The 22,858-nt window shown below is 56.0% G+C and carries 24 protein-coding genes; 9 read left to right on the top strand and 15 right to left on the bottom strand.

The annotated features are described in order from the left end of the window. Nucleotides 1–58: 58 nt before the first annotated feature. Nucleotides 59–376 (bottom strand): pyrimidine/purine nucleoside phosphorylase, encoded by a 318-nt coding sequence (gene ppnP, locus KIH26_RS11975; protein ID WP_213445501.1) that lies wholly within the window; start codon nucleotides 374–376, stop codon nucleotides 59–61. 65 nt (nucleotides 377–441) lie between these two features. Between ppnP and KIH26_RS11970 the strand changes: the two genes are divergently transcribed. Continuing rightward, nucleotides 442–1,389, top strand: coding sequence for a DUF6910 family protein (locus tag KIH26_RS11970; protein ID WP_213445499.1), 948 nt, complete (start codon nucleotides 442–444; stop codon nucleotides 1,387–1,389). Between the two features lie 9 nt (nucleotides 1,390–1,398). Here KIH26_RS11970 and KIH26_RS11965 read toward each other — a convergent pair whose 3' ends face one another. The 5 genes from KIH26_RS11965 to KIH26_RS11945 all read right to left on the bottom strand — a co-directional run bounded on the left by KIH26_RS11965 (nucleotide 1,399) and on the right by KIH26_RS11945 (nucleotide 5,834). Beyond that, nucleotides 1,399–2,004: an SCO family protein gene (locus tag KIH26_RS11965; protein ID WP_213445497.1), complete on the bottom strand. Its 606-nt coding sequence runs from the start codon at nucleotides 2,002–2,004 to the stop codon at nucleotides 1,399–1,401. Nucleotides 2,005–2,009: 5 nt separating this feature from the next. Beyond that, nucleotides 2,010–2,903: a heme o synthase gene (gene cyoE / locus KIH26_RS11960; protein WP_213445495.1), complete on the bottom strand. Its 894-nt coding sequence runs from the start codon at nucleotides 2,901–2,903 to the stop codon at nucleotides 2,010–2,012. Nucleotides 2,904–3,140: 237 nt separating this feature from the next. Further along, complete coding sequence (locus KIH26_RS11955) at nucleotides 3,141–4,316, bottom strand: COX15/CtaA family protein (RefSeq protein ID WP_213445494.1); 1,176 nt, start codon at nucleotides 4,314–4,316, stop codon at nucleotides 3,141–3,143. After that, nucleotides 4,316–5,083, bottom strand: a complete 768-nt coding sequence (locus KIH26_RS11950; RefSeq protein ID WP_213445492.1) for a redox-active disulfide-containing membrane protein — start codon at nucleotides 5,081–5,083, stop codon at nucleotides 4,316–4,318. Before KIH26_RS11950 ends, KIH26_RS11955 begins: the two co-directional genes overlap by 1 nt. Continuing rightward, nucleotides 5,043–5,834, bottom strand: a complete 792-nt coding sequence (locus tag KIH26_RS11945) for an SURF1 family protein (protein ID WP_349627873.1) — start codon at nucleotides 5,832–5,834, stop codon at nucleotides 5,043–5,045. Before KIH26_RS11945 ends, KIH26_RS11950 begins: the two co-directional genes overlap by 41 nt. 15 nt (nucleotides 5,835–5,849) lie before the next feature. Between KIH26_RS11945 and KIH26_RS11940 the strand changes: the two genes are divergently transcribed. Beyond that, nucleotides 5,850–6,116: a DUF2909 domain-containing protein gene (locus KIH26_RS11940; protein WP_213445490.1), complete on the top strand. Its 267-nt coding sequence runs from the start codon at nucleotides 5,850–5,852 to the stop codon at nucleotides 6,114–6,116. A gap of 49 nt (nucleotides 6,117–6,165) precedes the next feature. Here the strand turns inward: KIH26_RS11940 and KIH26_RS11935 are convergent, their stop codons facing one another. The 8 genes from KIH26_RS11935 to KIH26_RS11900 all read right to left on the bottom strand — a co-directional run bounded on the left by KIH26_RS11935 (nucleotide 6,166) and on the right by KIH26_RS11900 (nucleotide 12,524). Beyond that, nucleotides 6,166–7,047 (bottom strand): cytochrome c oxidase subunit 3, encoded by an 882-nt coding sequence (locus KIH26_RS11935; protein ID WP_213445488.1) that lies wholly within the window; start codon nucleotides 7,045–7,047, stop codon nucleotides 6,166–6,168. A gap of 47 nt (nucleotides 7,048–7,094) precedes the next feature. Next, nucleotides 7,095–7,280, bottom strand: coding sequence for a DUF2970 domain-containing protein (locus tag KIH26_RS11930; protein WP_213445486.1), 186 nt, complete (start codon nucleotides 7,278–7,280; stop codon nucleotides 7,095–7,097). After that, complete coding sequence (locus KIH26_RS11925; protein ID WP_213445484.1) at nucleotides 7,277–7,876, bottom strand: cytochrome c oxidase assembly protein; 600 nt, start codon at nucleotides 7,874–7,876, stop codon at nucleotides 7,277–7,279. Before KIH26_RS11925 ends, KIH26_RS11930 begins: the two co-directional genes overlap by 4 nt. Nucleotides 7,877–7,895: 19 nt before the next feature. Beyond that, nucleotides 7,896–8,006, bottom strand: coding sequence for a cytochrome oxidase small assembly protein (locus KIH26_RS11920; RefSeq protein WP_213445482.1), 111 nt, complete (start codon nucleotides 8,004–8,006; stop codon nucleotides 7,896–7,898). Between the two features lie 23 nt (nucleotides 8,007–8,029). Further along, nucleotides 8,030–9,679: a cytochrome c oxidase subunit I gene (gene ctaD / locus KIH26_RS11915; RefSeq protein WP_213445480.1), complete on the bottom strand. Its 1,650-nt coding sequence runs from the start codon at nucleotides 9,677–9,679 to the stop codon at nucleotides 8,030–8,032. Nucleotides 9,680–9,711: 32 nt separating this feature from the next. Beyond that, entirely contained in the window at nucleotides 9,712–10,884 is a 1,173-nt protein-coding gene (coxB, locus tag KIH26_RS11910) for a cytochrome c oxidase subunit II (protein WP_213446043.1), read from the bottom strand. A 77-nt stretch (nucleotides 10,885–10,961) separates the two neighbouring features. After that, complete coding sequence (locus KIH26_RS11905) at nucleotides 10,962–11,465, bottom strand: DUF2244 domain-containing protein (RefSeq protein WP_213445478.1); 504 nt, start codon at nucleotides 11,463–11,465, stop codon at nucleotides 10,962–10,964. A 132-nt stretch (nucleotides 11,466–11,597) separates the two neighbouring features. Further along, nucleotides 11,598–12,524, bottom strand: a complete 927-nt coding sequence (locus KIH26_RS11900; protein ID WP_213445476.1) for a methyltransferase domain-containing protein — start codon at nucleotides 12,522–12,524, stop codon at nucleotides 11,598–11,600. A gap of 81 nt (nucleotides 12,525–12,605) precedes the next feature. Between KIH26_RS11900 and KIH26_RS11895 the strand changes: the two genes are divergently transcribed. Beyond that, nucleotides 12,606–13,352, top strand: coding sequence for a ComF family protein (locus tag KIH26_RS11895; protein WP_213445474.1), 747 nt, complete (start codon nucleotides 12,606–12,608; stop codon nucleotides 13,350–13,352). Between the two features lie 427 nt (nucleotides 13,353–13,779). On the opposite strand, the gene KIH26_RS11890 is transcribed toward KIH26_RS11895, so the two are convergent. Then, nucleotides 13,780–14,787: an NADPH:quinone oxidoreductase family protein gene (locus KIH26_RS11890; protein WP_213445472.1), complete on the bottom strand. Its 1,008-nt coding sequence runs from the start codon at nucleotides 14,785–14,787 to the stop codon at nucleotides 13,780–13,782. 85 nt (nucleotides 14,788–14,872) lie between these two features. Between KIH26_RS11890 and surE the strand changes: the two genes are divergently transcribed. The 6 genes from surE to KIH26_RS11860 all read left to right on the top strand — a co-directional run bounded on the left by surE (nucleotide 14,873) and on the right by KIH26_RS11860 (nucleotide 22,851). After that, entirely contained in the window at nucleotides 14,873–15,613 is a 741-nt protein-coding gene (gene surE, locus KIH26_RS11885) for a 5'/3'-nucleotidase SurE (protein WP_213445469.1), read from the top strand. Then, the gene (locus tag KIH26_RS11880) at nucleotides 15,610–16,473 is read left to right on the top strand and encodes a protein-L-isoaspartate(D-aspartate) O-methyltransferase (RefSeq protein WP_503005178.1); all 864 of its coding nucleotides are present in this window, start codon (nucleotides 15,610–15,612) and stop codon (nucleotides 16,471–16,473) included. Before surE ends, KIH26_RS11880 begins: the two co-directional genes overlap by 4 nt. Before the next feature lie 20 nt (nucleotides 16,474–16,493). Further along, nucleotides 16,494–17,492, top strand: a complete 999-nt coding sequence (locus tag KIH26_RS11875; RefSeq protein WP_213445468.1) for a peptidoglycan DD-metalloendopeptidase family protein — start codon at nucleotides 16,494–16,496, stop codon at nucleotides 17,490–17,492. Nucleotides 17,493–17,583: 91 nt separating this feature from the next. Continuing rightward, complete coding sequence (locus KIH26_RS11870; protein WP_213445466.1) at nucleotides 17,584–18,381, top strand: 3'-5' exonuclease; 798 nt, start codon at nucleotides 17,584–17,586, stop codon at nucleotides 18,379–18,381. Nucleotides 18,382–18,597: 216 nt separating this feature from the next. Next, nucleotides 18,598–19,734, top strand: a complete 1,137-nt coding sequence (asd, locus tag KIH26_RS11865; RefSeq protein ID WP_213445464.1) for an aspartate-semialdehyde dehydrogenase — start codon at nucleotides 18,598–18,600, stop codon at nucleotides 19,732–19,734. Nucleotides 19,735–20,082: 348 nt separating this feature from the next. Next, nucleotides 20,083–22,851, top strand: coding sequence for a motility hub landmark protein FimV (locus tag KIH26_RS11860; protein ID WP_213445462.1), 2,769 nt, complete (start codon nucleotides 20,083–20,085; stop codon nucleotides 22,849–22,851). Nucleotides 22,852–22,858 lie beyond the last annotated feature (7 nt).

The raw sequence follows: 22,858 nt of genomic DNA, 5'->3' as shown, positions 1-22,858 counted from the left end.
GCACTTCGCCGGCATAGGATCTGCGCAGAGTGCTATTAAATTAATAGTAATTGGAAAGTCAAGCAAAGTGGCAAATGTAGTGATACGGCTCGCTGCAGCGGATATCGAATTTGCTGTTGGCGGGGACACTGAATTGCTCACCTGCGGAGGATTTCACCCATGCCTCTGAGCCAGCGAGCTTGTATTCGCAAGAGCCGGCCACGCATTCCATGATCTCAGCCGCACCAGTGTTAAACACCAAGCTGCTGGGCAAAATCACGCCAGCGGATTTTTTCGTGCCATCGGGCAAAGTGAAGCCGTGGCTCACGCATTTGCCATCGAAATAGACGTTGGCGGTGGTGCTTAAGGTGACGTTGGGGAAGGAGGTTGTGGTCATTTTGCGGGGCGCTCGCACTAGGGAGCGATAGGATTCAGAATAAACACATATTTTAAGGTATGCCCATGAGCCAAACACTCTACCCAAAGCTCCTGCGCATGCTGCATGTGGAGCCCGCGCAGCACCCACGCAGCCAGCCGCATGTGAGCTCAGCCAGCGGCTTGGTGCTGCTGCATTCGCAAGGGCGCAATCATTGCTATGCCGTGGCTGATGATGAGCATCACTTGGGGCATTTTGTATTGGACGATGGCGAGGCCGTAGAGCTGCTACGCATCTTTCCCGGCGATTTGCCTGACGATGCGAAACAACGCAAAAAGGCCAAGCCAGATTTGGAATGCTTGTGCGCCCTGCCCGCGATGCCGGGTTACCCGCAAGGCGCGCTGCTCACTTTGGGCTCAGGCTCCAAAAACCAGCGGCATACTGGCCTGCTGATGCCGCTCAACGCGCAAGGCTTACTTTCTGAGAATATGGCAAGCACAGCCAAACGCTTCGATCTGACCGCGCTTTATCAGCCATTGCACGGCGAGTTTGATGATCTGAACATCGAAGGCTGCTTTGTGCATGGCGAGCATCTGCATCTCTTGCAGCGCGGCAATAAGGGCGATAGCGGCAGTGCCTGCATTTGCTTTGATGCGGCGCAGTTCCAAGCTTGGCTGCTGGGTGAGCGCACAACTGCGCCCGCGCCTGAGCAGATTTTCAAACTCGACTTAGGCGATGTGAATGGCATACCACTCACGCCTACTGACGGCATTGCCCTGCCTAATGGCCACTGGCTGGTGAGCGCTACAGCTGAGAACACACACGACAGTTTTACCGATGGGCCTTGCGCGGGCAGCGCCTTGGTTGTGCTCAATTCAAGTGGACACGTTTTGGATTTGCGCCTCTTACAAGCTGCGCCTAAAGTGGAAGGCATGGCCTTGCTGGCGCAATCCGGTGAAGTGTTGATGCTGACGGATGCGGATGATCCCGCGTTAGCCTCTCAATTGCTCAGCGTGCCTGCGTTTTGGCTTTGAGAGAAGCGCTTACTTCAAGAGAAGTTTCAAATCATCTGTGAGTGCCTGCGCGCCCATGCCGTAGCGGGTGTAGAGGCGCAGCTTGCCTTGCGGGTCGTAGATGAAGCTAGCGGCGGTGTGGTCGATGGTGTAACTGGTGGGCGTTTTGCCTTCGACTTTTTTGTAGTAAATCTTGTAGTACTTGGCTAGGCTTTCAGTTTGCGCCACAGTGCCGCGCAGCGCGGTGAAGCTTGGGTCAAAGCTCTCCATGTAGGCTTTGAGCACTTGCGGACTATCGCGCTCTGGGTCAACTGTGATGAAGACTGCGGTGACTCGCTCACCATCTTTACCGAGGGATTTTTTCACTTCTGCAATCTCAGCCATGGTGGTGGGGCAGACATCGGGGCATTGCGCGAAGCCGAAGAAGAGCACGACGGCTTTGCCTTTGAAATCGGCGATGGTTTTGGTTTGTCCATTGACGTCGGGCAAGGCGAAATCTTTAGCGTATTCCGCGCCTGTGATATCAATACTTCTGAACTCTTGCTTTTTCTCTGCGCAGCCTGCCAGAAGCACAAATATCAAGCAAAAGAGGCATATCGCCGGCATGTAACCTGCGCGGAGTGCTATTGATTTCATAGTATTCACAATACGTAGTGATCCACCAGAAGCGCAGCAAACAGCGCGCTCAGATGAATCAAGGAGAAACGAAAAGTCTTGCGCGCCAGCTCATCGCTGTAGTTTTGAAAGAGCCTCCAGCCATACCAGCAAAAGCCGATGCTCAAAATCACTGCAGCCGCCAAATAAATCCAACTGCTCATGCCGTAAGCAAAGGGCATCAAGCAAGCGGCAAACAGTACGAAGGTGTAGAGCAAGATTTGCAGGCGCGTGTATTCATTGCCATGGGTGACGGGCAGCATCGGCAAGCCACTCTTGCGATAATCTTCCACGCGGTAGAGCGCGAGCGCCCAAAAGTGTGGCGGTGTCCATAAGAAGATGATGAGGAAGAGGATGAGTGCTTCAGCACCCACATCACCCGTCATGGCGGCCCAGCCGAGCACGGGCGGCATCGCGCCTGATGCACCACCGATCACGATATTTTGCGGCGTGAGCGGCTTCAAGATCACGGTGTAGATCACGGCATAGCCCACAAAGGTGGCGAGCGTGAGCCACATCGTGAGCGGGTTGATCCAGATGTAGAGAATCACGCAGCCGATGAGGCAGAGCAGCGCGGAGAAGATGCCGGTTTGTACATCGCTTAACTCACCCTGAGCGGTAGGCCGCCATGAGGTGCGGCGCATTTTGGCATCGATGCCTTTTTCTACCAGCATGTTCATCGCCGCTGCTGCGCCTGAGACGAGCCAGATGCCGAAACAGGCGATGGCCATGATTTTCAGCTCGATCATGTTGGGCAAGCCGGGAACAGCGAGCACCATGCCGATCAAGGCGCAAAACACAATCAGCTGAATCACGCGCGGCTTCATCAGCGCGTAAAACTGCTTGGCTTTGTTGGTTTGAGGGGTAGCAATTGTGCTCATGGCGTAGCCCAGGGCGTGCTAGCACTATTTATGGAGAGCGCGTTGCGAGTCAAAAAAGTCTCAGGCAAGGCGCGAAACGCGGCCGGGGTCGCCCCCCGGCAAGGCTTCGCAACGCCGCCTGAGGCTTTTTTGGCCGCAACCCGAAGGGAATGAGTGACAAAAGCCGCCACTCGTCGTTGCTCATCTAGGCAAGGCTCCAGCCTTGCCGTCGCTGTGCGCCTAGATTGGCGACTTTTGTCACTCATTCGCGCCTCCAGAAATAGTGTTAGCACGCCCAAATTTAACCAGCTTTAAGTGAGAGGTTTTTTTTACCACCGCTTCGCTCACGCGCATGCGCATGAGCGCGGCCATGCACACCAGCACCAAACCCGCTGCGCCGCCTGTGTGTGAGACAGCGGCAACCAGAGGCCAGCCGAGCACGACATTGCTCAAGCCAGTGATAAGCTGCCAAAGCAGCAAGCCAGCGATCCAAGCTGCACTATTCTTCTGGCCTTGTTTGTAGAGTAGCCAAGCCGCATAGCCCAACACGCCAAACACGAGGAAAGCAAACATGCGATGCACCACATGAATTGCGGTGAGTGCAGGCAAAGCAATCGTTGTGCCCTGCCCCGTTTGCCCTAGCTCGCGCCAGATTTCAAAGCCTTGTTTCATATCCATCGGCGGAACCCATGCGCCTTGGCACATGGGGAATTCTGTGCAGGCAAGCACAGCGTAATTGGTGCTCACCCAGCCGCCAAGAGCGATTTGCAAAATCAGCAGAGCAAAGCCAGCGATCAAAGCAATTCGCATTCTTTGAGTTGCCGCAAAGTCTCGTGCACCTTGCTCGTATTTCACAGCCTGCAATTGCAACAGCGCCAGCAAAATCATCGCGCCCATCAAATGCATCGTCACTATCGCGGGAAAGAGCTTCATCGTGACAGTGAGCGCGCCGAAGGCACCTTGAATGCAGACCCACACAAGAGTCGCTATCGGCCAAAGCGGATTCACAGCGATCTTTGCACGCTGCATCCAAGAAGCCGCAGCCAAAACCAAAATCAAAGCGCCCACACCACTGGCGAAATAGCGATGGATCATCTCGATCCAGGCTTTCTTGTGCGTCACTGGCCCGGTGGGCATCGCCGCCTGCTCAGCGCTGATCTGCGCCTTGGCGCCCACGGGGGAAGCCATGCCGTAGCAGCCCGGCCAATCGGGGCAGCCCAGGCCTGAATCGGTGAGCCGCGTGAATGCACCAAAGAGTGTGAGATCAAAGGTGAGAAAAACCGTGAGGATGGTGAGCACCCGAAGGCGCTGTGCGATGCTGGCATGTTTATGACGCATCCAGACCCAGAGCAACACTGGCAAAGCGATCAAGATGCCAAGCAATAAGAGCTTAACCACTGGCGCATAGTTATAAAGATCGACTTCAGTGCTCATCACTTCGCCTCTACAGGATTGCCTTGCTGTGCAGATTTAGGCAACAAACCACCTTGCGATCCACCCACGCGCCCGGCTTGATCCCAGCTGCCCGAGGCGCGCAGCAAGTTATGCACATCACGCTTGGCTTTGGCTGCATCAATATCCACTGGCCAACGCAGCATCAAATTGCCATAGGGATCGACCACGTAAATATGCTCTTCTATCTTCTGACCAGCTGCTGGGCTTGGCAGCCAAGCAGAAAGCGTGGCCGCATCAACACGAAGCGCCTGCGCATCATTGAGTGGCGCATGCACTTGCGGCACCAGCTTCGCATCCACAGCCGCATCATCCATCACGAGCCAGATGCGTTCAATCCGATCTTTATCGCGCCCCATCACTTCACGAAGCTGGCGCGTCCAATAAATACGCTTTTGGCAAGCTTCATCGCAAGCGCCGCCTGCCACGCTCACAAGCAACCACTGGCCTTGCAGGGCTTGCAGTGCATATGCCTTGCCATCGAGCAAACGCGCTTGCACTGCAGGCAAGGCGCGAGCAGGCTGGATGAGCTCACCATAGTTTTTACGACCCTCAGGGCGCACCACGTAATACATGAAATACGAAACAATGACGGGCGCAGCACACACCAGCATGAGGGCGAGCATTTTCCAGCGACCTGAGAGCTGGCGGCGCACCGCTGGCTCACCGGCGGTGGGCAAGGAATGCACGGTGAGCGTGAGCGGCTCGTCAGCGCTTGCGGCGGGGGGAGATGATTTGGAACCAGACATAAAGAATCACTAATAGCGCAGACAGCGCAAACCATTGAAACGCATAACCATGATGCTTGGCCACGCCGGTATCGGGTGCAGGCCAATCTCGCAGTAAACCATCTTTCTCGGTATCAGGCGAAGTTTGCAACAAGGCCATCGGCAACAACTCTTTGCTGCCAAAAGAAACACTGGGTAGATTTTGCCAAATACGCGAAGGCCCTGCGCTCGTTGAGGCTGGGGCTGAAGCCACGCCCTGCATCTCGTAAGCGCGCGAAATCCGCTGCGTCAAGCGCCCTTGAACGGTCACGACTGCATCAGACTTCGTAAGCTCAGGCACTTTGCTGCGATCCTGAAAATCACGCTGTACCCAACCACGCTGCACCCAAATCACGCGTTGGCCACCTTCGATCGCCAGCGGCGTAGCCACATGAAAACCAACACGCTGACTTCCTGCTACTTGCATGGGGCGATTGTCGAGAAACACGGTGTGCTCATGCAACCAGCGGCCTTGCACGCTCGCACGGCGCTGTAGCCAGGCGCCTTCATCTTGAGGCGTTGCTACAAAATTAGAAGCATTCAGCGCAGTATTTTTAAGCGCTGGGAGTTGATTCCTTTGTGAAATCTGCTCAGCCAATTGCTCTTTGAATGCGGCTCTGCGCAACTGCCAAGCACCCAGAGATGCCGTGATTGCCACACTTACCACGGCTGCAACCAAGATCAGCCATTGCTGAGCGCCAAACCTGGAAGATGACGTGGACAAGGTATTCACGAGATAATCTCTCCCATGAGTATTTTTGTTGCACTTGCCTTCCTCATCATCCTTGCAGCGCTGGCCGCCGCAGGCTTTTTTATGCTGCGCTCATCGGGATCGCAAGAAGGCACGGAACAAGAGGCAGCCTCGCGCAACAGCCGCATGGCCAAAGCCTTGGCCGTGCGTATCGGTGTGTCAGTGGTGCTTTTCATTTGTGTGTTGCTGGCTTGGAAGTTCGGATACATCAAGCCTGCTGGAATTCCCGTGCCGGTTAAAACTAGTCCTTTGATCACGCACTAAGCAAAATAAAAAAGCCGCTGATGCGGCTTTTTTATTGGTGGAGACCACATCACATCCAGTAAACAAGGATGTACAGACCTAGCCACACCACGTCCACGAAGTGCCAATACCAAGCCGCACCTTCAAAGCCGAAATGATTCTTCGCGGTGAAGTGGCCTTTCTGCAAACGCAGGGTGATGAAGAGCAGCATCAACATGCCGACAAACACGTGGAAGCCGTGGAAGCCGGTGAGCATGAAGAAGGTCGAGCCGAAGATGCCGGAGCTGAGCTTGAGGTTCAGATCGGTGTAGGCATGGTAATACTCATAGCCTTGCACGCACAGGAAGATCGCGCCGAGCAGCACGGTTGCCCACATGTACAGGATGGTCTTGCCGCGATTGCCAGCAATCAGAGCGTGGTGAGCAATCGTCATGGTGATGCCAGAGGTGAGCAACAAAGCGGTGTTGATCGTGGGCAACCAGAAGGGCCCCATGGTTTGGAAAGGCTCAACGATGCCAGCGGGCGAAGTGGTTGCACCAGGCACTTGGCTGGGCCAAGCTGCGGTGAAGCCAGGCCAAATCAATTGATTGTCCAGACTGCCCAAGGCAGGTATGGAGTGCGCACGTGCCCACCACAGCGCAGAGAAGAAGGCGCCAAAGAACATCACTTCCGAGAAGATAAACCAGCTCATGCTCCAGCGGTAAGACAAATCAATCTTGCGACCATATTGGCCAGATTGGCTCTCAGAAATCGCATCACTGAACCATTGGAAGAGCACGATACCCCACCAAGCCAAGCCAAAAATCAGAGAGTACATGCCCCAGTTGACACCATTGATCCACTGGCCAGCACCAAGAATCACAAAGAACAAGCCAATCGCGGCCATCACAGGATGACGCGAAGGCCCTGGCACAAAATAGTAAGGTGTGCCGCCGTGCGAGGATGCGCTCATGATAGTCTTTCTCCTAAACCCAAAATCTCAAAAAATCTTCTGATCCATCAAGCTGCTTTGACAGCCCAATTGACGATCAATAACAAAATACCAATAAAAACTGCCACCCCTACAAAACCCGCGATCACAATGTGAATCGGGTTGAGTTGCTGGGTGTCGCGCTCAAATTCTTTGCTCGAACGCAAGCCCACAAAGCTCCAAGCCACAGCTTTGGCTATGCGCAAGATGCTCATGCACCCTCCTTCACAGGGGCAACGAGTGCCGTGTTCGTCTTTGGTGCAGGAGGCGTTTTGCCGCCCACTTCAAAAAAGGTGTAGCTCAGCGTGATCGTGGTCACGTCTTTGGGCAGCTTCGGATCAATCACGAAAGCAACTGGCCAATTTTTCTTCTCGCCAGGCTCTAATGTGTATTGCTGGAAGCAAAAGCATTCGAGCTTGTTGAAATGCGGTGAGGCTTGCTTGGGCGCGTAGCTGGGGATCGCTTGCGCTGCCATTTTGCGGCCTTGGATGTTTTGGAATTCATACATCACCGTCATCAACTCGCCGGGATGCACTTGCAAGCTGCGTTTCTCTGGCTTGAAATCCCAAGGGCCGCGCACATTGGCATCGAACTCCACGGTGATCGTACGGCTGCGATCCACTTGCGTATTGGCAGGCATGCTCTTCTTCGCACCTGGGATTTCCTTCTCTCCAAGTGCCAAGATATTGATGCCGGTCGCTTCGCAGATGGCGCGGTAAATCGGCACGAGCGCATAACCAAAAGCGAACATACCTAAGACGACCACAGCAAGCTTGCCAGTCATCTTCAGATTTTCCATTTTCAGTGCCATGGTGATTTGCGCCGCTTGTTTACTTACCAAAGAAAATCATGCGCACCATGAAGCCCACCAGAAACATCGCCACGATGGAGGCCAAAATCAGCCCTGTGCGCAGATTTTTCTTTTTTTGGTCTTCAGACATGCTCATGCTTGTACTCAGAAGCTTTACATCGAGATCACTTTGGTCGCCGCAGCATTGAGCTTGGGTGGTGTCTCATAGGTGTGGAAAGGTGCTGGAGACGGCACTTCCCACTCCAGGCCTTCAGCGCCTTTGCCATCTGGGTCTTGCCATGGGTTTTGTTTGGCTGGCTCACCTTTGCCACGCATCACAGGAATGACGACGAACAAGAAGAAATAGACCTGAGCAAAACCGAAAGCAAACGCGCCTACAGAAGCAATGGCATTGAAATCCGCGAATTGCATTGGGTAGTCTGCATAGCGACGTGGCATACCTGCCAAGCCCAAGAAGTGCATCGGGAAGAAGGTGATGTTGAAGGAGATCAGGCTCCACCAGAAGTGAATCTTGCCGCGTGTTTCGTTGTACATCACGCCCGTCCACTTCGGCGCCCAGTAGTAGAAGCCAGCAAACAAAGCGTAGAGTGAACCAGCGACCAGCACGTAGTGGAAGTGCGCCACGACGTAATAGGTGTCTTGCATCTGAATATCTACAGGCGCCATCGACAAGATCAAGCCGGTGAAGCCGCCGAAGGTGAACACGAAGATGAAGCCGACAGCAAAGAGCATGGGTGTCTCAAAGGTCATCTCACCTTTCCACATGGTCGCGACCCAGTTGAAGATCTTCACACCAGTAGGCACAGCGATCAGCATCGTGGCGTACATGAAGAAGAGCTGGCCAGTCACGGGCATGCCAGTGGTGAACATGTGGTGTGCCCACACGATGAAGGACAAAATCGCAATCGAAGAAGTCGCGTACACCATAGAGGCATAGCCAAAGAGTTTCTTGCGTGCGAATGCAGGAATGATCTGGCTGACGATGCCGAAAGCCGGCAAGATCATGATGTACACCTCGGGGTGACCGAAGAACCAGAAGATATGCTGATAGAGAACTGGATCACCACCGCCAGCGGGGTTGAAGAAGCTGGTGCCGAAGTGACGATCGGTGAGCGTCATGGTGATCGCGCCTGCGAGCACGGGCATCACGGCGATCAAGAGGTACGCAGTGATCAGCCATGTCCAGACAAACATGGGCATCTTCATCAAGGTCATGCCAGGAGCGCGCATGTTGAGAATCGTCACGATGATGTTGATCGAGCCCATGATGGAGCTTGCACCCAAGATGTGCATGGCAAAAATACCAGCGTCCATGCTGGGGCCCATTTGCAGGGTGAGCGGTGCGTAGAGCGTCCAACCGGCTGCGGGTGCGCCACCAGGCATGAAGAAGCTGCCCACCAACATCAGCGCTGCGGGGATCATGAGCCAGAAGGAGAAGTTGTTCATACGCGCGAAGGCCATATCGCTCGCACCGATTTGCAAAGGAATCATCCAGTTTGCAAAGCCCACGAAAGCGGGCATGATCGCGCCGAACACCATGATGATGCCGTGCATGGTGGTAAATTGGTTGAACAGCTCGGGATTGACCAATTGCAAACCAGGCTGGAATAGCTCAGCACGGATGCCAAGTGCCAGCACACCGCCTACCATCAGCATAGCAAAGGCAAACAGCAAATACAGTGTGCCGATGTCTTTGTGGTTGGTGGCATAGACCCAACGCTTCCAACCTGTGGGAGCGTGATGGTGATCGTCGTGGTGATCACCTGCGTGACCGTTGGCGTGGTTATCAATGACTGCGCTCATGTTTTAAACCTCTGTTTTGTCTGATGTGATGATTACTTGCGTGCAGCGGTAATGTCCGCGGGCTGCACAATTTGACCAGTCTTGTTTGACCAGTTGTTCTTGGTGAACGTAATCACCGCGGCAATTTCTGTATCGCTCAATTGTTTCCAAGCTGGCATCGCGCCGTTGCCGGCACCATTGAGCAAAATGGCAATTTGTTTGGCTTTATCGGCATCCAAGACGACAGCAGCGCCATCCAGTGCCTTGATCGGGCCAGCGCCTTTACCAGTGGCAGTATGGCAAGCAATACAGTTGGCGTTGTAAACCTTCTCGCCACGAGCGACCATATCGGTCAGCGTCCAGACTTTGCTTGGATCATCGGCCTTGGCTGCTGCCTTCTTCTTCTCACCATCGACCCAAGCGGTGTATTCAGCAGGCGTGACAACCTTCACGTGAATCGGCATATAAGCATGCTCTTTGCCGCAAAGCTCAGCGCACTGGCCGTAGAAATCGCCGGTTTTCTCCGCGCGGAACCACGTATCGCGCACGAAGCCAGGAATCGCATCTTGCTTCACGCCGAAAGCGGGCACCATCCAAGCATGGATCACGTCGTTAGCCGTGGTGATGATGCGGACTTTTTTACCGACGGGCACAACCAGCGGGTTGTCGACCTTGAGCAAATAGTTGTCTGGCACCGCCGTGCCTTTGGGCAAGCCAGAATCAGAGAGATTACGGTGCGTGACATCAAGCGTTGACACAAAGCCCAAGCCTTCGCCTTCGCCTTTGATGTAGTCATAGCCCCATTTCCACTGGTAACCCGTGGCTTTGATCGTCAAATCAGCATTGGTGGTATCTTTTTGCGCAACCAGCACTTTGGTGGCAGGCAAGGCCATGAAGATCACGATGATGAAGGGAACGATGGTCCAGCCAATCTCAACCCACAGCGGCTCAGCCAGCTCTTGCGATTTGTGGCCAACGCTTTTGCGATGCTTCCACACCGAATAAAACATGATGCCAAACACCAGCAAGAAGATCACGATACAGATGATCATGATGTACCAGTGCAGCCAATGCTGCTCTTCAGCGATCTTCGTGACCGGGGGATGCAAATTGAGCTGGCGCACCGCTGGGCCGCCAGGCAAATCGTTCACGGCCCATGCTGTGGATGCGGCGAATACACCGGCACTCAGCATCAATGCTTGCAACTTATCAGAGATTTTTTTGATCATCATTGCCACTCTTCAATTCAATAACTCAATCGTCAAACCAAACTTCGCAGGACCCCGAACCCGCTTGAACTTCTTCAAGCAGCGCGCAAGGCCATGCGCAATTCTCTGGCCAGATGTGACCTCAGCTCAGGGCGTACATGCCGCCCCACCTGAACTCGTCTGCCCTGACCGCTCAACTCAATGAGCGAGCGATCATCAATATGCGGCTCCACACGCACCATCTCACGGTTGAAATGTTCACGCGAAATTTTGCCCGCATGACTCAACTCCACCAGCAACTGGCCATCTTGAAGCACCAATCGCTCGCCATCCGTGGCGTGGCGGGCATAAACCAAAAAGGCTGCGCCCACTGCGATTAACTCTATCCACGCAAAAGGCATGATCATCTTGGCACCTTGCAGCCAAAACATCGTGGCGATCCCAAGCGAGACGACACAAAGCGAGGCATACAGCAAACCCAGTTGAGCCGGGGTGACAGAACAATTCTTCAGCAGCCGCCAGATGACTTGGCTGCCATTAGCTGTTGCGTTGGCGGTTGCGAAGCGAAACCGCTGATCTTGAAATGTTGCGTTTGACACGACTGGCGCTGGTGTTTTCCAAGCGTGGGAACATACCCAATTGCCAAGAAGAGACTGCTTTTCCCGACAACTCTGAATTGTAGCGCGGGTTTCCCCGCTGCCCGCCACCCAGGCTGGGTAAAACCACAGAAATTAAGTGCGTGGTTTATGGCTAGCCAGCATGGCACGCATATCGCGCATAGAAATGGCCGATTCCGCGCTGACTTTTAAGCGCGGCGCAGGCTTGAAGGCATGGCCGTAGATCACTTCGAAAGTTAATTCAATTTGGCCTTGAGAATTTTTCAGGCCATTCAATGCTTTCAAAAGTTGATTTTTCCAAATCCGCCCACGCAAACCCGAAAAACGCGCCGGGTGTAAATTGCGGCCTACACCGCGCAGCTCCTGCAAAGCGCGCTCTGCGCTTGAAAAGCCCAGCACGATGCGCTCCATATCCATCACTGGCTCGGCAAAACCCGTGCCCACCAGCAAATCGCCCCAATCATGCATATCCGTGAGCGGATGCGCAGCGGGACTCCAGCCTTCTTTGTCAAACACTTGCCGCAATTCGAGCGCGGTATCGGGCCCGAGGCAGGAAAACATCAAGAACCCATCAACCGCCAGCATGCGATGCCATTCTTTCACCGTGGCCGCAGGATCAGGCTCGGTATGCAAGGCCATATTCGCCCAGACCATCTGCGCCGTACTGTCTTCTACAGGGCGCAGCATGCGCTTAGATTGACCTTGCAGCTTGCTGATCAAGCTCTGCACCATGCCTTGATTTGCTATCAATAAAGGAGCTGCTCGCGCAGATTCTACGCCGGCGGGAGCAAGAAAAGCATCAGAATTTGGATACTGCTTGCCCACCGCGCTATGCACTGCCGCCCCCGAGGAAGCAGCTCGCCAATTCACCCAATTCATAGGCTGCTTCTTGATCCAAGCCAAACGCTGCGCCATGCGCGAGCCCACCTCTTCGTGCAGCCAAGGCGCGCCTTCTTTCAAAGCGCGGCGGGCGAGTAGCGATTGCCAACGCTGGGCTGCATGGGCATCGAGTGGCGGTGGAGATGGATCAGCGTCAGTCATATGAAGAGGCCACGAGTATATAAAGGACACACTGAGCAAGGCCAAGCGCAAATCTGGCCTCACTCAGCGTATCCTTGCACGATGCTCACCACCCTGCTCTCCTCGCTCAAATCTGCCAGCCTGCCCAGCTCATGCGGCGTGTGCGCGGCGTTTGGGCGCTCAGCTGTGTGTGAAGACTGTTTAGAACAATTTGCCAAACCCCGCCACCGCTGCAGCACCTGCGCCCTGCCTTTGATTGATACCGCACAAAAACGCTGCGGCGCGTGTCTTACCCTCGGCAGCGAACTCGACAGTTGCCATGCAGCCGTGGATTACGCCTACCCGTGGGATGCGCTGCTTCAGCGCTTCAAGTATTCAGACAGCGGCGATTTAAGCGCGCAGCCAGCTTTGGCCAAGCGCTTGGCTTTAGTGATGCACCACACCGCTGGTCAAAATCAAAACCTAGCCCAAGCCCTGCGTGATGCCCAACGCTCAGACTGGATCATCCCCGTGGCACTTCACCCGGAGCGCCAACTAGAGCGTGGCTTCAACCAAGCCAACGCCTTCGCTCAGGCCTTGTTTCCAAATCATCCACACATCCGCAACGATCTGCTCCTACGCATCAAAAACACCGCTGTGCAAGCTACGTTGCCACGAGACACGCGTATCCACAATCTGCGCGGTGCTTTCATCGCCGCGCCCTTAACGGCTCATTTGCTCAAAGGTATCAGAGTGACTTTGGTGGACGATGTGACGACGACCACAGCCACTTTGAGCGCCGCAGCTCAGGCTTTGCGGCAAGCTGGTGCGCATCAGGTTCACGCCATCGTATTTGCTCGGGCTTCTTGATCGTCTTGGCACGCTTAGACCTTCGATGAGCGACTGCGCTTGGGGCATCCCCCTCCGAAAATGTCCTTCGCCGGGCTTTGCCCGTCTCCCCCTTTATTTTTCTGCGGGAGATACCCCAATCACAGCCGCTCATCAAGGCAGGTGGTTAGCGTGCGCAGCTCCAATCTCAGCGTGCATGCTTTGCTGAATAACTCGACCGTGGGCGGACGAAGATTCTCAACTACGCCGACAGGCCTCGGCTGTGGTTGGGATGTCTCGCGGAGCGAAATAAAGGGGGAGGCACGCGCGCAGCGCCAGCCGGAGGACATTCGCTTCGTTCAGACAGCCCAAGCGCAGACGTGGCCGCTCTGCGAAGCTGGAATTCACATGAAAACCAGCACATCGCCAACATAGATACTGCGCGAGCAGCTACCAAATCAGTAGCAAATCAATTCACCATCACCACTTTGCCTTTGACCCCGCGCGTGGCCATATGCGCATACGCAGCTTTTAGTTCAGCCATGGGCATGGTGCGGTCGATGATCGGTTTGATCTGACCGCTGGCGTACCACGTGGCGAGTTGGCTGTAATCTTTCATGAAGGCTTTGGGCTCGCGTTTGGTGAAATCGCCCCAGAACACGCCGACGATGCTTGCGCCTTTGAGCAGGGCGAGATTGAAAGGCAATGCGGGAATCGGGCCGCTGGCGAAGCCGATCACGAGGTAGCGGCCACGCCATGCGATAGAGCGGAAGACGGGCTCGGCGAATTGGCCGCCGATGGGGTCGTACACCACATCGGGGGCTTTGCTTCCTACGCTTTCACAGGCGGCTTTGATCGCTTCGCGCAGTTGAGCGGAAAACTGCTCAGGATCGGTAAATGCGCCGTAGTTGATGACCGCATCTGCACCAAAGCCTTTGCATGCTGCGCATTTATCGTCGCTGGAAGCTGCCGCAATCACTTTCGCGCCTGCGGCTTTGGCAATCTGAATCGCTGCCGTGCCTACACCGCCTGCTGCACCGAGCACGAGCACCGTCTCGCCTGCTTTTAGCTGGCCGCGGTCGAGCAAGGCGTGGATCGTCGTTGCGTAAGTCATCAAAAGCGATGCGCCATCTTCGTAGCTAAAGCCCTGCGGCATCGGCAGCGCCAGCATCGCGGGCAGCACAGCATGCGTGGCGAAACCGCCCGTGCCATGCAGGCAAATCACTGATTGGCCGACTTTGAGGTGTGCTACACCCTCGCCCACCGCTTCCACCACGCCGGCAAACTCCGAACCGGGCACGAAAGGCAGCGGCGGCTTGAATTGGTATTTGTTTTGCACGATCAGCGTGTCGGGGAAATTCAGGCTGGCGGCTTTGATGGCCACGAGCACTTCGCCCGCTTTCGGCGCTGGCGTAGGCAGCTCTTTCCAAGTGAGGGCATCAACGCCGGTGGGGGTTTCGCATAACCAAGCTTGCATGATGTGTCTCCTTTAATTTCCAAAGCAGCATCTTAGGCGCAGAAATGTTCCGTTCGCGGCAGACTTGTCACCTTAGAATCAAAGCATGAAAATTTTGATCTCCAACGACGATGGCTACCAAGCTGCGGGTATTGTGGCTTTGTATGAAGCCCTGAAAACGGTCGCTGAGGTGGAGGTGATTGCGCCGGAGCACAACAATTCGGCGAAATCCAACGCGCTCACGCTGCATAGCCCGCTGTATGTGCATCGCGCGGCCAATGGCTTTCGCTATGTAAACGGCACGCCTGCGGACTGCGTGCATATCGCGCTCACGGGTTTGCTTGGCTACAAACCCGATCTCGTCGTCTCTGGCATCAACAACGGCGCCAATATGGGTGACGACACCATCTACAGCGGTACGGTGGGCGCGGCGATGGAAGGCTACTTGTTTGGCATTCCGGCGCTGGCTTTTTCTCAAACGGAGAAGGGCTGGGCGCATTTGCAGGATGCGGCGCAGGTGGCCAAGGATTTGGTGTTGAAGTTTGGCTCTCAGCCTCGAGACAAAGCATGGCTTTTGAACATCAACATCCCGAATTTGCCGCGCGAGCAAATCAAAGTGCCACAGATCTGTCGCCTGGGCCGTCGCCATGCTGCAGAGCCGGTGGAGACACAGGTGAATCCGCGCGGCGACACGATGTATTGGATTGGCGCTGCAGGTGCTGTGGCCGATACCGGGCCAGGCACGGACTTTGAAGCCGCTGCCAAAGGCCATGTGACGATCACGCCGCTGCAAGTCGATCTCACGGATCATGCAGGGCTGGATGCGTGGAGCAAGCGAGCAGCATGAGCAGGCCAAGTTTTCCTGCCAAACTGCCCAGCGGCATGCCGCAAACAGGTGCCAAGCCTAGCGTGACTACAAAAACACCCGCAGCTGCAATTCCTAAAAAGATAGCACTCCGCGCAGATTCTACGCCGTCCATTGGCCTAAAAAGCATTAAAAACACACCAAAAAATCAGGTGTCTGCTGCTCCGCAAGGCATGGGCATGGGTATTGGTATGGACAGTGCCGCCGTGCGCGCACGCATGGTGAGGCTGCTTGCTGAAGGTGGCATTGCAGACCAAGCGGTGCTCAAAGCCATGAACACGATTGAGCGGCATCGCTTTGTGGATACCGCTCTCGCACCGCAAGCTTATGAAGACACGAGTTTGCCGATCGGCCTGTCGCAGACGATTTCCAAGCCCAATGTGGTCGCTCGCATGATTGCGCTGCTGCGTGAGGGCGCGGTGCTAGATGCACAGGGAAAAATGGGGCGCGTGCTGGAGATTGGCTCTGGCTGCGGCTACCAAGCGGCGATTCTTTCATTGCTGTGCAAAGAGGTTTACAGCATCGAGCGGCTGCGCGGCCTGTATGACAAAGCTTTGGTGAATGTGCGCCATCTTTCCGCCGCCAATCTGCATTTACTCCTGGGCGATGGCATGCTGGGCGCTCCTGGCGGCGCACCGTTTGCAGGCATCATTGCCGCAGCTGGCGGCGAGGCGATCCCGCAGGCTTGGGTGGATCAACTGGCTGTGGGCGGGCGGATTGTGGCGCCAACTGGCCAGGGCTCCACACAATCCTTGCTGGTGATCGATAAAACCGAGCGCGGCCTGAAACAAACTGTATTAGAAAGTGTGCTGTTTGTGCCTCTAAAATCGGGAGTTGCTTAAATGCACAAGGGAATACGCACATGACACTTTCAAACACAGCCTCCTTACGCATTTTCTTACGCGCCTGCTCGATCACTGCATTGGCCAGCCTCGCGCTGATCACCGGCTGCGCGACGCGCGCGCCCGGCGGCAGTGCCCCCGTGGAAGACCGCGGCACGATGCAACGCGCCCCCGCTTCTTCGCCAGTGGCCACAGCGCCCACCGCCACGCCCATTGGCTCACCCGCGGCAGGCAGCACAACGGCAGTGAAGCCCTTGCCCGGTGCGGAGAATGCAGGCAAACCCGGTTACTACACCATCCGCCCCGGCGACACTTTGATCCGCATTGGTCTCGAATCCGGCCAGAGCTGGCGTGATATCGCCCGCTGGAACGGTATTGACAACCCCAACGTCATCGAAGTGGGTCAAGTCGTGCGCATCATTCCACCCGGCACAGCTGCTGTGGCCGCTGCGCCTTTGCCATCCCCCGCCCCTGCGCCGGCTAGCGATGGTGTGGTCACTCGCCCCGTCACTTCGCCTTCAAGCGTCACAGCCACCAGCCTTCCCGCTCCCGGCACGCGCACTGCAGCCACGCCATCCGTCACCCCTCTGCCTGCGCCTGCTGCCAGCGCCCCGCTGCCGCCAGCATCTTCCCCCAGCGATGAAGACATCGGCTGGATCTGGCCCGTCACAGGTGGTGCAGGCAACGTGATTGCCACTTTTGATGAAGTGAAAAACAAAGGCGTAGGCATCGGCGGCAAACTCGGCGATTCCATCTTGGCGGCTGGCGATGGCCGTGTGGTGTATGCCGGCGCTGGCTTGCGCGGCTATGGCAACTTGATCATCTTGAAGCACAACAACACCTACCTCACGGCTTACGCCCACAACCAAACGCTCTTGGTGAAAGAAGACCAAACCGTGCGCAAAGGCCAAAAGATCGCCGAGATGGGCAACTCGGATGCAGACCGCACAAAATTGCATTTTGAAATTCGCCGTCAAGGCAAGCCCGTTGATCCACTGCGCTTCTTGCCTGCGCGTTGATTTTTAAGCCTATTTCAAAGCGTTTTAGGCACTTCGCCGGCATAGAATCTGCGCGAAGTGCTATTAAATAAATAGCATTAAGGATGCACTCATGGCTTGGCCGGTAATGGTGTTTGACATCGAAAGCATCCCTGATGTGAAGGGCTTGCGTGCTCTGGGCGAGTACGACGCAGTACTCTCCGATCAAGAAGTTCACGCGCAATGGGCAGCCGCTCGTAAAGCAGACAACAAATCAGACTTCATGCCGCTTCACCTGCAGCGCGTGCTCTGCATCAGCGTCGTCTTCCGCAATGCCGAAGGCCTGCGTGTTCATAGCTTTGTCGATAAAGACGATGCCTCTGAGGGAAAAATCATCCAGCAATTTTTCGGCAGCTTGGAGAAACACGTCCCCCAACTCGTGAGCTGGAACGGCGGTGGCTTTGATCTGCCCGTGCTGCATTACCGAGGCATGATCCACGGCGCAAACGCCAGCAAATACTGGGACATGGGCGATGGCGGCGATCACGATTCGCGCGAGTTCAAGTGGAACAACTACATCTCCCGCTACCACCTGCGCCACCTCGATCTCATGGACTTGCTAGCCATGTATCAGCCCAAGGCCAATGCGCCACTCGACGCGATGGCCAAGCTCTGCGGCTTCCCCGGCAAGCTCGGCATGGATGGCAGCAAAGTCTATGAAGCGTATTTAGCCGGCGGCCAAGACGATATCCGCCGCTACTGCGAAACCGATGTGATGAACACCTACCTCGTCTATTGCCGCTTCCAAAAAATGTGCGGCGGACTCTCCGACAAAGAATACGAAGAAGAAATCGCCTTCGTGAAAAACACTTTGAACGAGCTCGCGCCGCATGAGTCGCATTGGGATGAATATCTCAAGGCTTGGGGCTGATTCCAGAGCCCATTTTTCACAAGTTATAATCTTTTCCATGTTCACGCAGCAAGCCCTCATCAAAACATCCAGCACCGCTGGCGTGTTGGCCTGCGCGATCACCACCAAGACCATTAAAGGCTAACCAAGCCCGTTTCGTCTTGCGCCCTCCCCGGACACAGACGATCCGGGCCAAAGTAGCTTCATAGCGATTTAAACTTTGAAAGGGCAACGCAAATGAAAGTAGGAAATACCGTCGGATTAGTAGGCTGGCGCGGCATGGTCGGCTCGGTTTTGATTGACCGCATGATCGCTGAGAAAGATTTCGATCACATCGAGCCGATTTTCTTCTCTACGTCCAACTCTGGCGGCGCTGCCCCCGCCCAAGCGAAAAACGAAAAAACGCTCAAAGACGCTTTCGATATCGCCACCCTCTCCAAGTGCGACATCATCATCACAGCCCAAGGCGGCGACTACACCAGCGAGGTCTATCCCAAGCTGCGCGCTGCCGGCTGGAGGGGCCACTGGATTGATGCCGCCTCCACCCTGCGCATGGCCAGCGAATCCGTGATCATTCTCGATCCGGTCAACATGCCCGTGATCAAAAACAGCCTCGCCCATGGCGGCAAAGACTGGATCGGCGGCAACTGCACCGTTTCCTGCATGCTGATGGGCGTGGGCGCTTTGTACAAAGCCGGCCTCGTGGAATGGATGAGCACGCAGACTTACCAAGCCGCTTCCGGCGGCGGCGCGCAACACATGCGCGAGCTGCTCACGCAATATGGCACGCTGAACGCCGAAGTCAAAAGCCTGCTGGACGACCCGAAAAGCGCGATTTTGGAGATCGACCGTAAAGTGGCGGCCCGCCAGCGCGCGCTTGCCGGCGACGAAGTGGCCAATTTCGGTGTGCCGCTGGGTGGCTCGCTGATCCCCTGGATCGACAAGGATTTGGGCAATGGCATGAGCAAAGAAGAGTGGAAAGGCATGGCCGAGACCAACAAGATCATGGGAATCGGCGAAGGCTTCGGCTCACCCGCCGTGCCCGTCGATGGCTTCTGCATCCGCGTGGGCGCGATGCGTTGCCACAGCCAGGCGCTGACCTTCAAGCTCAAGAAAGACGTGCCTGTGGCCGACATCGAAGACATGATCGCAGCGGATAACGCCTGGGTGAAAGTGATCCCTAACACACGCGAAGCCACTTTGGCTGGCCTCACACCAGTGGCCGTCACTGGCACGATGAGCATCCCCGTCGGCCGTATCCGCAAACTGGCCATGGGGCCGGAGTATCTGGGCGCATTCACGATTGGTGACCAACTGCTCTGGGGCGCTGCTGAACCACTGCGCCGGATGCTACGTATCTTGCTGGATGCCTGATTTTTAAGCGTTTTTGGGCTTTTCCCGGCATACGGATTGCGCGGAGTGCTACTGAAACTGTAGCACTCCGCGTTTCTTCTTTGAAACCTATTCAATAGGCTCACCCCGTCAAAACAGCTCAAATTTGTAACAAACCCAAGCCCTTCTTCTTCATCCAAACAACTGGATTACAAAAACTGGAAAATGCGTTACCGTCGGTTTGCGTTGTCACTAGACAACAAAAATTGCCTCTAAAGGGTAGGAAAATCAAGGGGTTTAAAACCTTAGACCAATTCTCAGCTTGTCAAGCTAACTACTTGATGTTAAGGTTCTTTTTCGTAAAAAGAGTAGAGGCTAAGCGTGCGAAAAATGACCATAAACCCAGTTACACCATTGCAGTCCAAATCGGGGCGGCCTGATGCTGGTCAGGTGCTGGCTTGCGTCACACCACCACAAAGCTCTTGGCGCAACCCAATTGCAGCTGCAGCGCTTGCACTTGTCTTAGGTTTTGCTTCGCAAGACGCCGCAGCACTGGCCTTAGGTCGTGTCAACGTCTTGTCTGCGCTGGGCGAGCCCCTGCGAGCAGAAATTGATGTGCCAGAGATCACCGCAGAAGAAGCGGCCAGCCTGCGCGCCGCCATCGCCAATCCAGATGCCTTCCGCGCTGCTGGCTTGGAATACAACCCCGCCTTGGGCAATGCGCAAATCAGTCTGCAGCGCCGCGCCAATGGCACAGCCTTTCTGCGCGTCACCAGTGACCGCACCATCAACGAACCCTTTGTTGACATGATCTTGGAGGCCAGCTGGGCATCCGGGCGCATCGTGCGCGATTACACGATGCTGTTTGATCCATCCAATATGCGCCAGGCGGCTGCGCCTAGCGTCACAGCGCCTGCCGCTGCCGCCCCGGCCGCAGCACCTTCTGCACCGGCTGTAGCTACGCGCCCCAGTGCGCCTGCAGCTGTGGCCGCTGCCCCGCGCCCTGCACGCAGCGAGAGTATGCCCAAGCCCGCCAGTAAGCCGGTCCAAGCAGCGCCCAAAGACGGCATCACCGTCAAGCCAGGCGATACCGCTGCGGCTTTGGCTGCGCGCTATAAACCCGCTGGCGTATCGCTAGATCAGATGCTCGTGGCGATGCTCAACAACAGCCCTGATGCCTTCATCGGCGGCAACGTCAACCGCCTCAAATCCGGCGCTGTGATCGACATGCAAGCCGCCAGCGCCGCAGCTCCTGGCACGGGCGAAGGCCAGGCCAGAGAAACCATCGTTGCGCAATCCAAAGATTTCAATGAATTCCGCCGCCGCTTAGCCTCTGGCGCACCCACGGCAGCAGCAGCTGCACCTAGCCGCGCTGCTGGCGGCAAAGTGCAAGCCAACGTGACCGAGCCCAAGGCCGCAGCCGCCGCGCCAGACAAACTCACCCTGAGCAAAGGCTCTGTGGCAGCCAAAGCCAAAGAAGAGGCGATTGCCAAAGAAAAACAAGCCAAAGATAACGCCGCTCGCGTGGCTGAGCTCTCCAAGAATATTCAAGACCTCAACAAACTTGGCACCACCACGGCAGCCAAGCCAAGTGCAGCAGCGCCTGCTGGTGCGCCTGCAGCAGCAGCCAGCGCCCCTGGCGTCAAAGTCGCGGGCGGTGCCCCAAGCGTGCCTGCCCTGCCTACACCTAGCGCAGCGCCTGCCACGCCAGTAGCGGCAGCGCCAGCTGCTGCAGCCTCCGCTCCCAAAACCACCACGACCGCAGTGGTGAGCACACCAACTACCGCGACCAGCACTGTGGCTTCAGCGCCTGCAACCAGCACCCCCACAGTTGCCGCAAGCACCCCAACATCGACAGTCACTGCAGCCGCACCAGCCGCATCCGCGCCAGCACCTGCTGTGGCAGCGCCAAAGCCCCAAACACCTCCACCCCCACCGCCACCTGAGCCCACATTCATTGAAAGCTTGATGGCTGATCCCACCACGCTGTATGGCGCAGGCGGCGCACTCTTGGCTGGATTGGGTGGCCTGGCTTTCTGGCGGATTCGTCAGAAGAAAAAGGGCGCGCAGGTTGACAGTTCCTTCCTCGAAAGCCGTTTGCAGCCTGACTCCTTCTTTGGTGCATCTGGCGGTCAGCGTGTAGATACTGCTGATTCCGGTAGCGCCGCAGGTGCAGGCTCTTCTATGGTGTATTCACCCAGCCAGCTCGATGCCGCAGGTGATGTGGATCCTGTGGCAGAAGCCGATGTCTACTTGGCTTATGGCCGCGATTTGCAGGCCGAGGAAATTCTCAAAGAAGCCTTGCGCAGCAATTCCTCGCGTGTGGCGATTCATGCCAAGTTGATGGAAATCTATGCCAAGCGCCGCGACACCAAGGCTTTTGAATCCATCGCCAAGGAAGCATTTAACTTGACACAAGGCGCTGGCCCAGAATGGGACGCAGGTAGCGCACTCGGTCGCGAGATCGATCCTTCGAATCCGCTTTACCAGCAGGGCAATGCTCCTGCCGGCGCAGGTCTTGCAGGCAGCGTGATGCTCGGTGGCGCAGCAGCTGCCGCAACTGCCGCTTACAGCGCCACACAAACAGTGCCGCAGCAAGCGCAGCCACAAGCCGATGCAGATTTCGATATCGATCTCGATTTGGATTTCAGCGCAGGAGGTGATGATTTGGTGTCTGCGCCCAGCGCCGGCATGATCAACACACCAGTGAACGAAGAAACCACCGCAGGAATGCGCGCCCAACCCGTGCCTGAGCCTATGGTGGACTTTGACATGAGCGAGCCTGGCGCACTCGATGGCATCAAGCTCTCTGCGCCTGATATGGCTTCGCTCTCCAACGGTTTGAATTTCTCATCAACGCCCACAGTGCCTAGCTTGCCTACAGCTCCCATGTCATTGAAGACAGAGCCCAGCGGCGCAGGCGCACTTGAGTTTGATCTGGGTGACCTCACGCTGGATCTGCCAGGCGCTACTGCAGCTTCCAACGCAGTGGATGCTGGCGTCAGTGGCGACCCGCTCGAAACCAAACTGGCTCTGGCCATGGAATTCAAAGACATCGGCGATGCTGATGGCGCACGCTCCTTGGTGCAAGAGGTGGCTGACGAAGCCTCCGGCGCGCTCAAAGCTCGCGCATTGAAGATGCTGGCCGATCTGGGCTAATGCAGCC

This window comes from Variovorax sp. PCZ-1 (assembly GCF_018413605.1).
Taxonomy (GTDB): Bacteria; Pseudomonadota; Gammaproteobacteria; order Burkholderiales; family Burkholderiaceae_C; genus JANMDU01.
The sequence above is the reverse complement of the archived record's forward strand: the minus strand, read 5'-3'. Positions and strand labels throughout refer to the sequence as shown.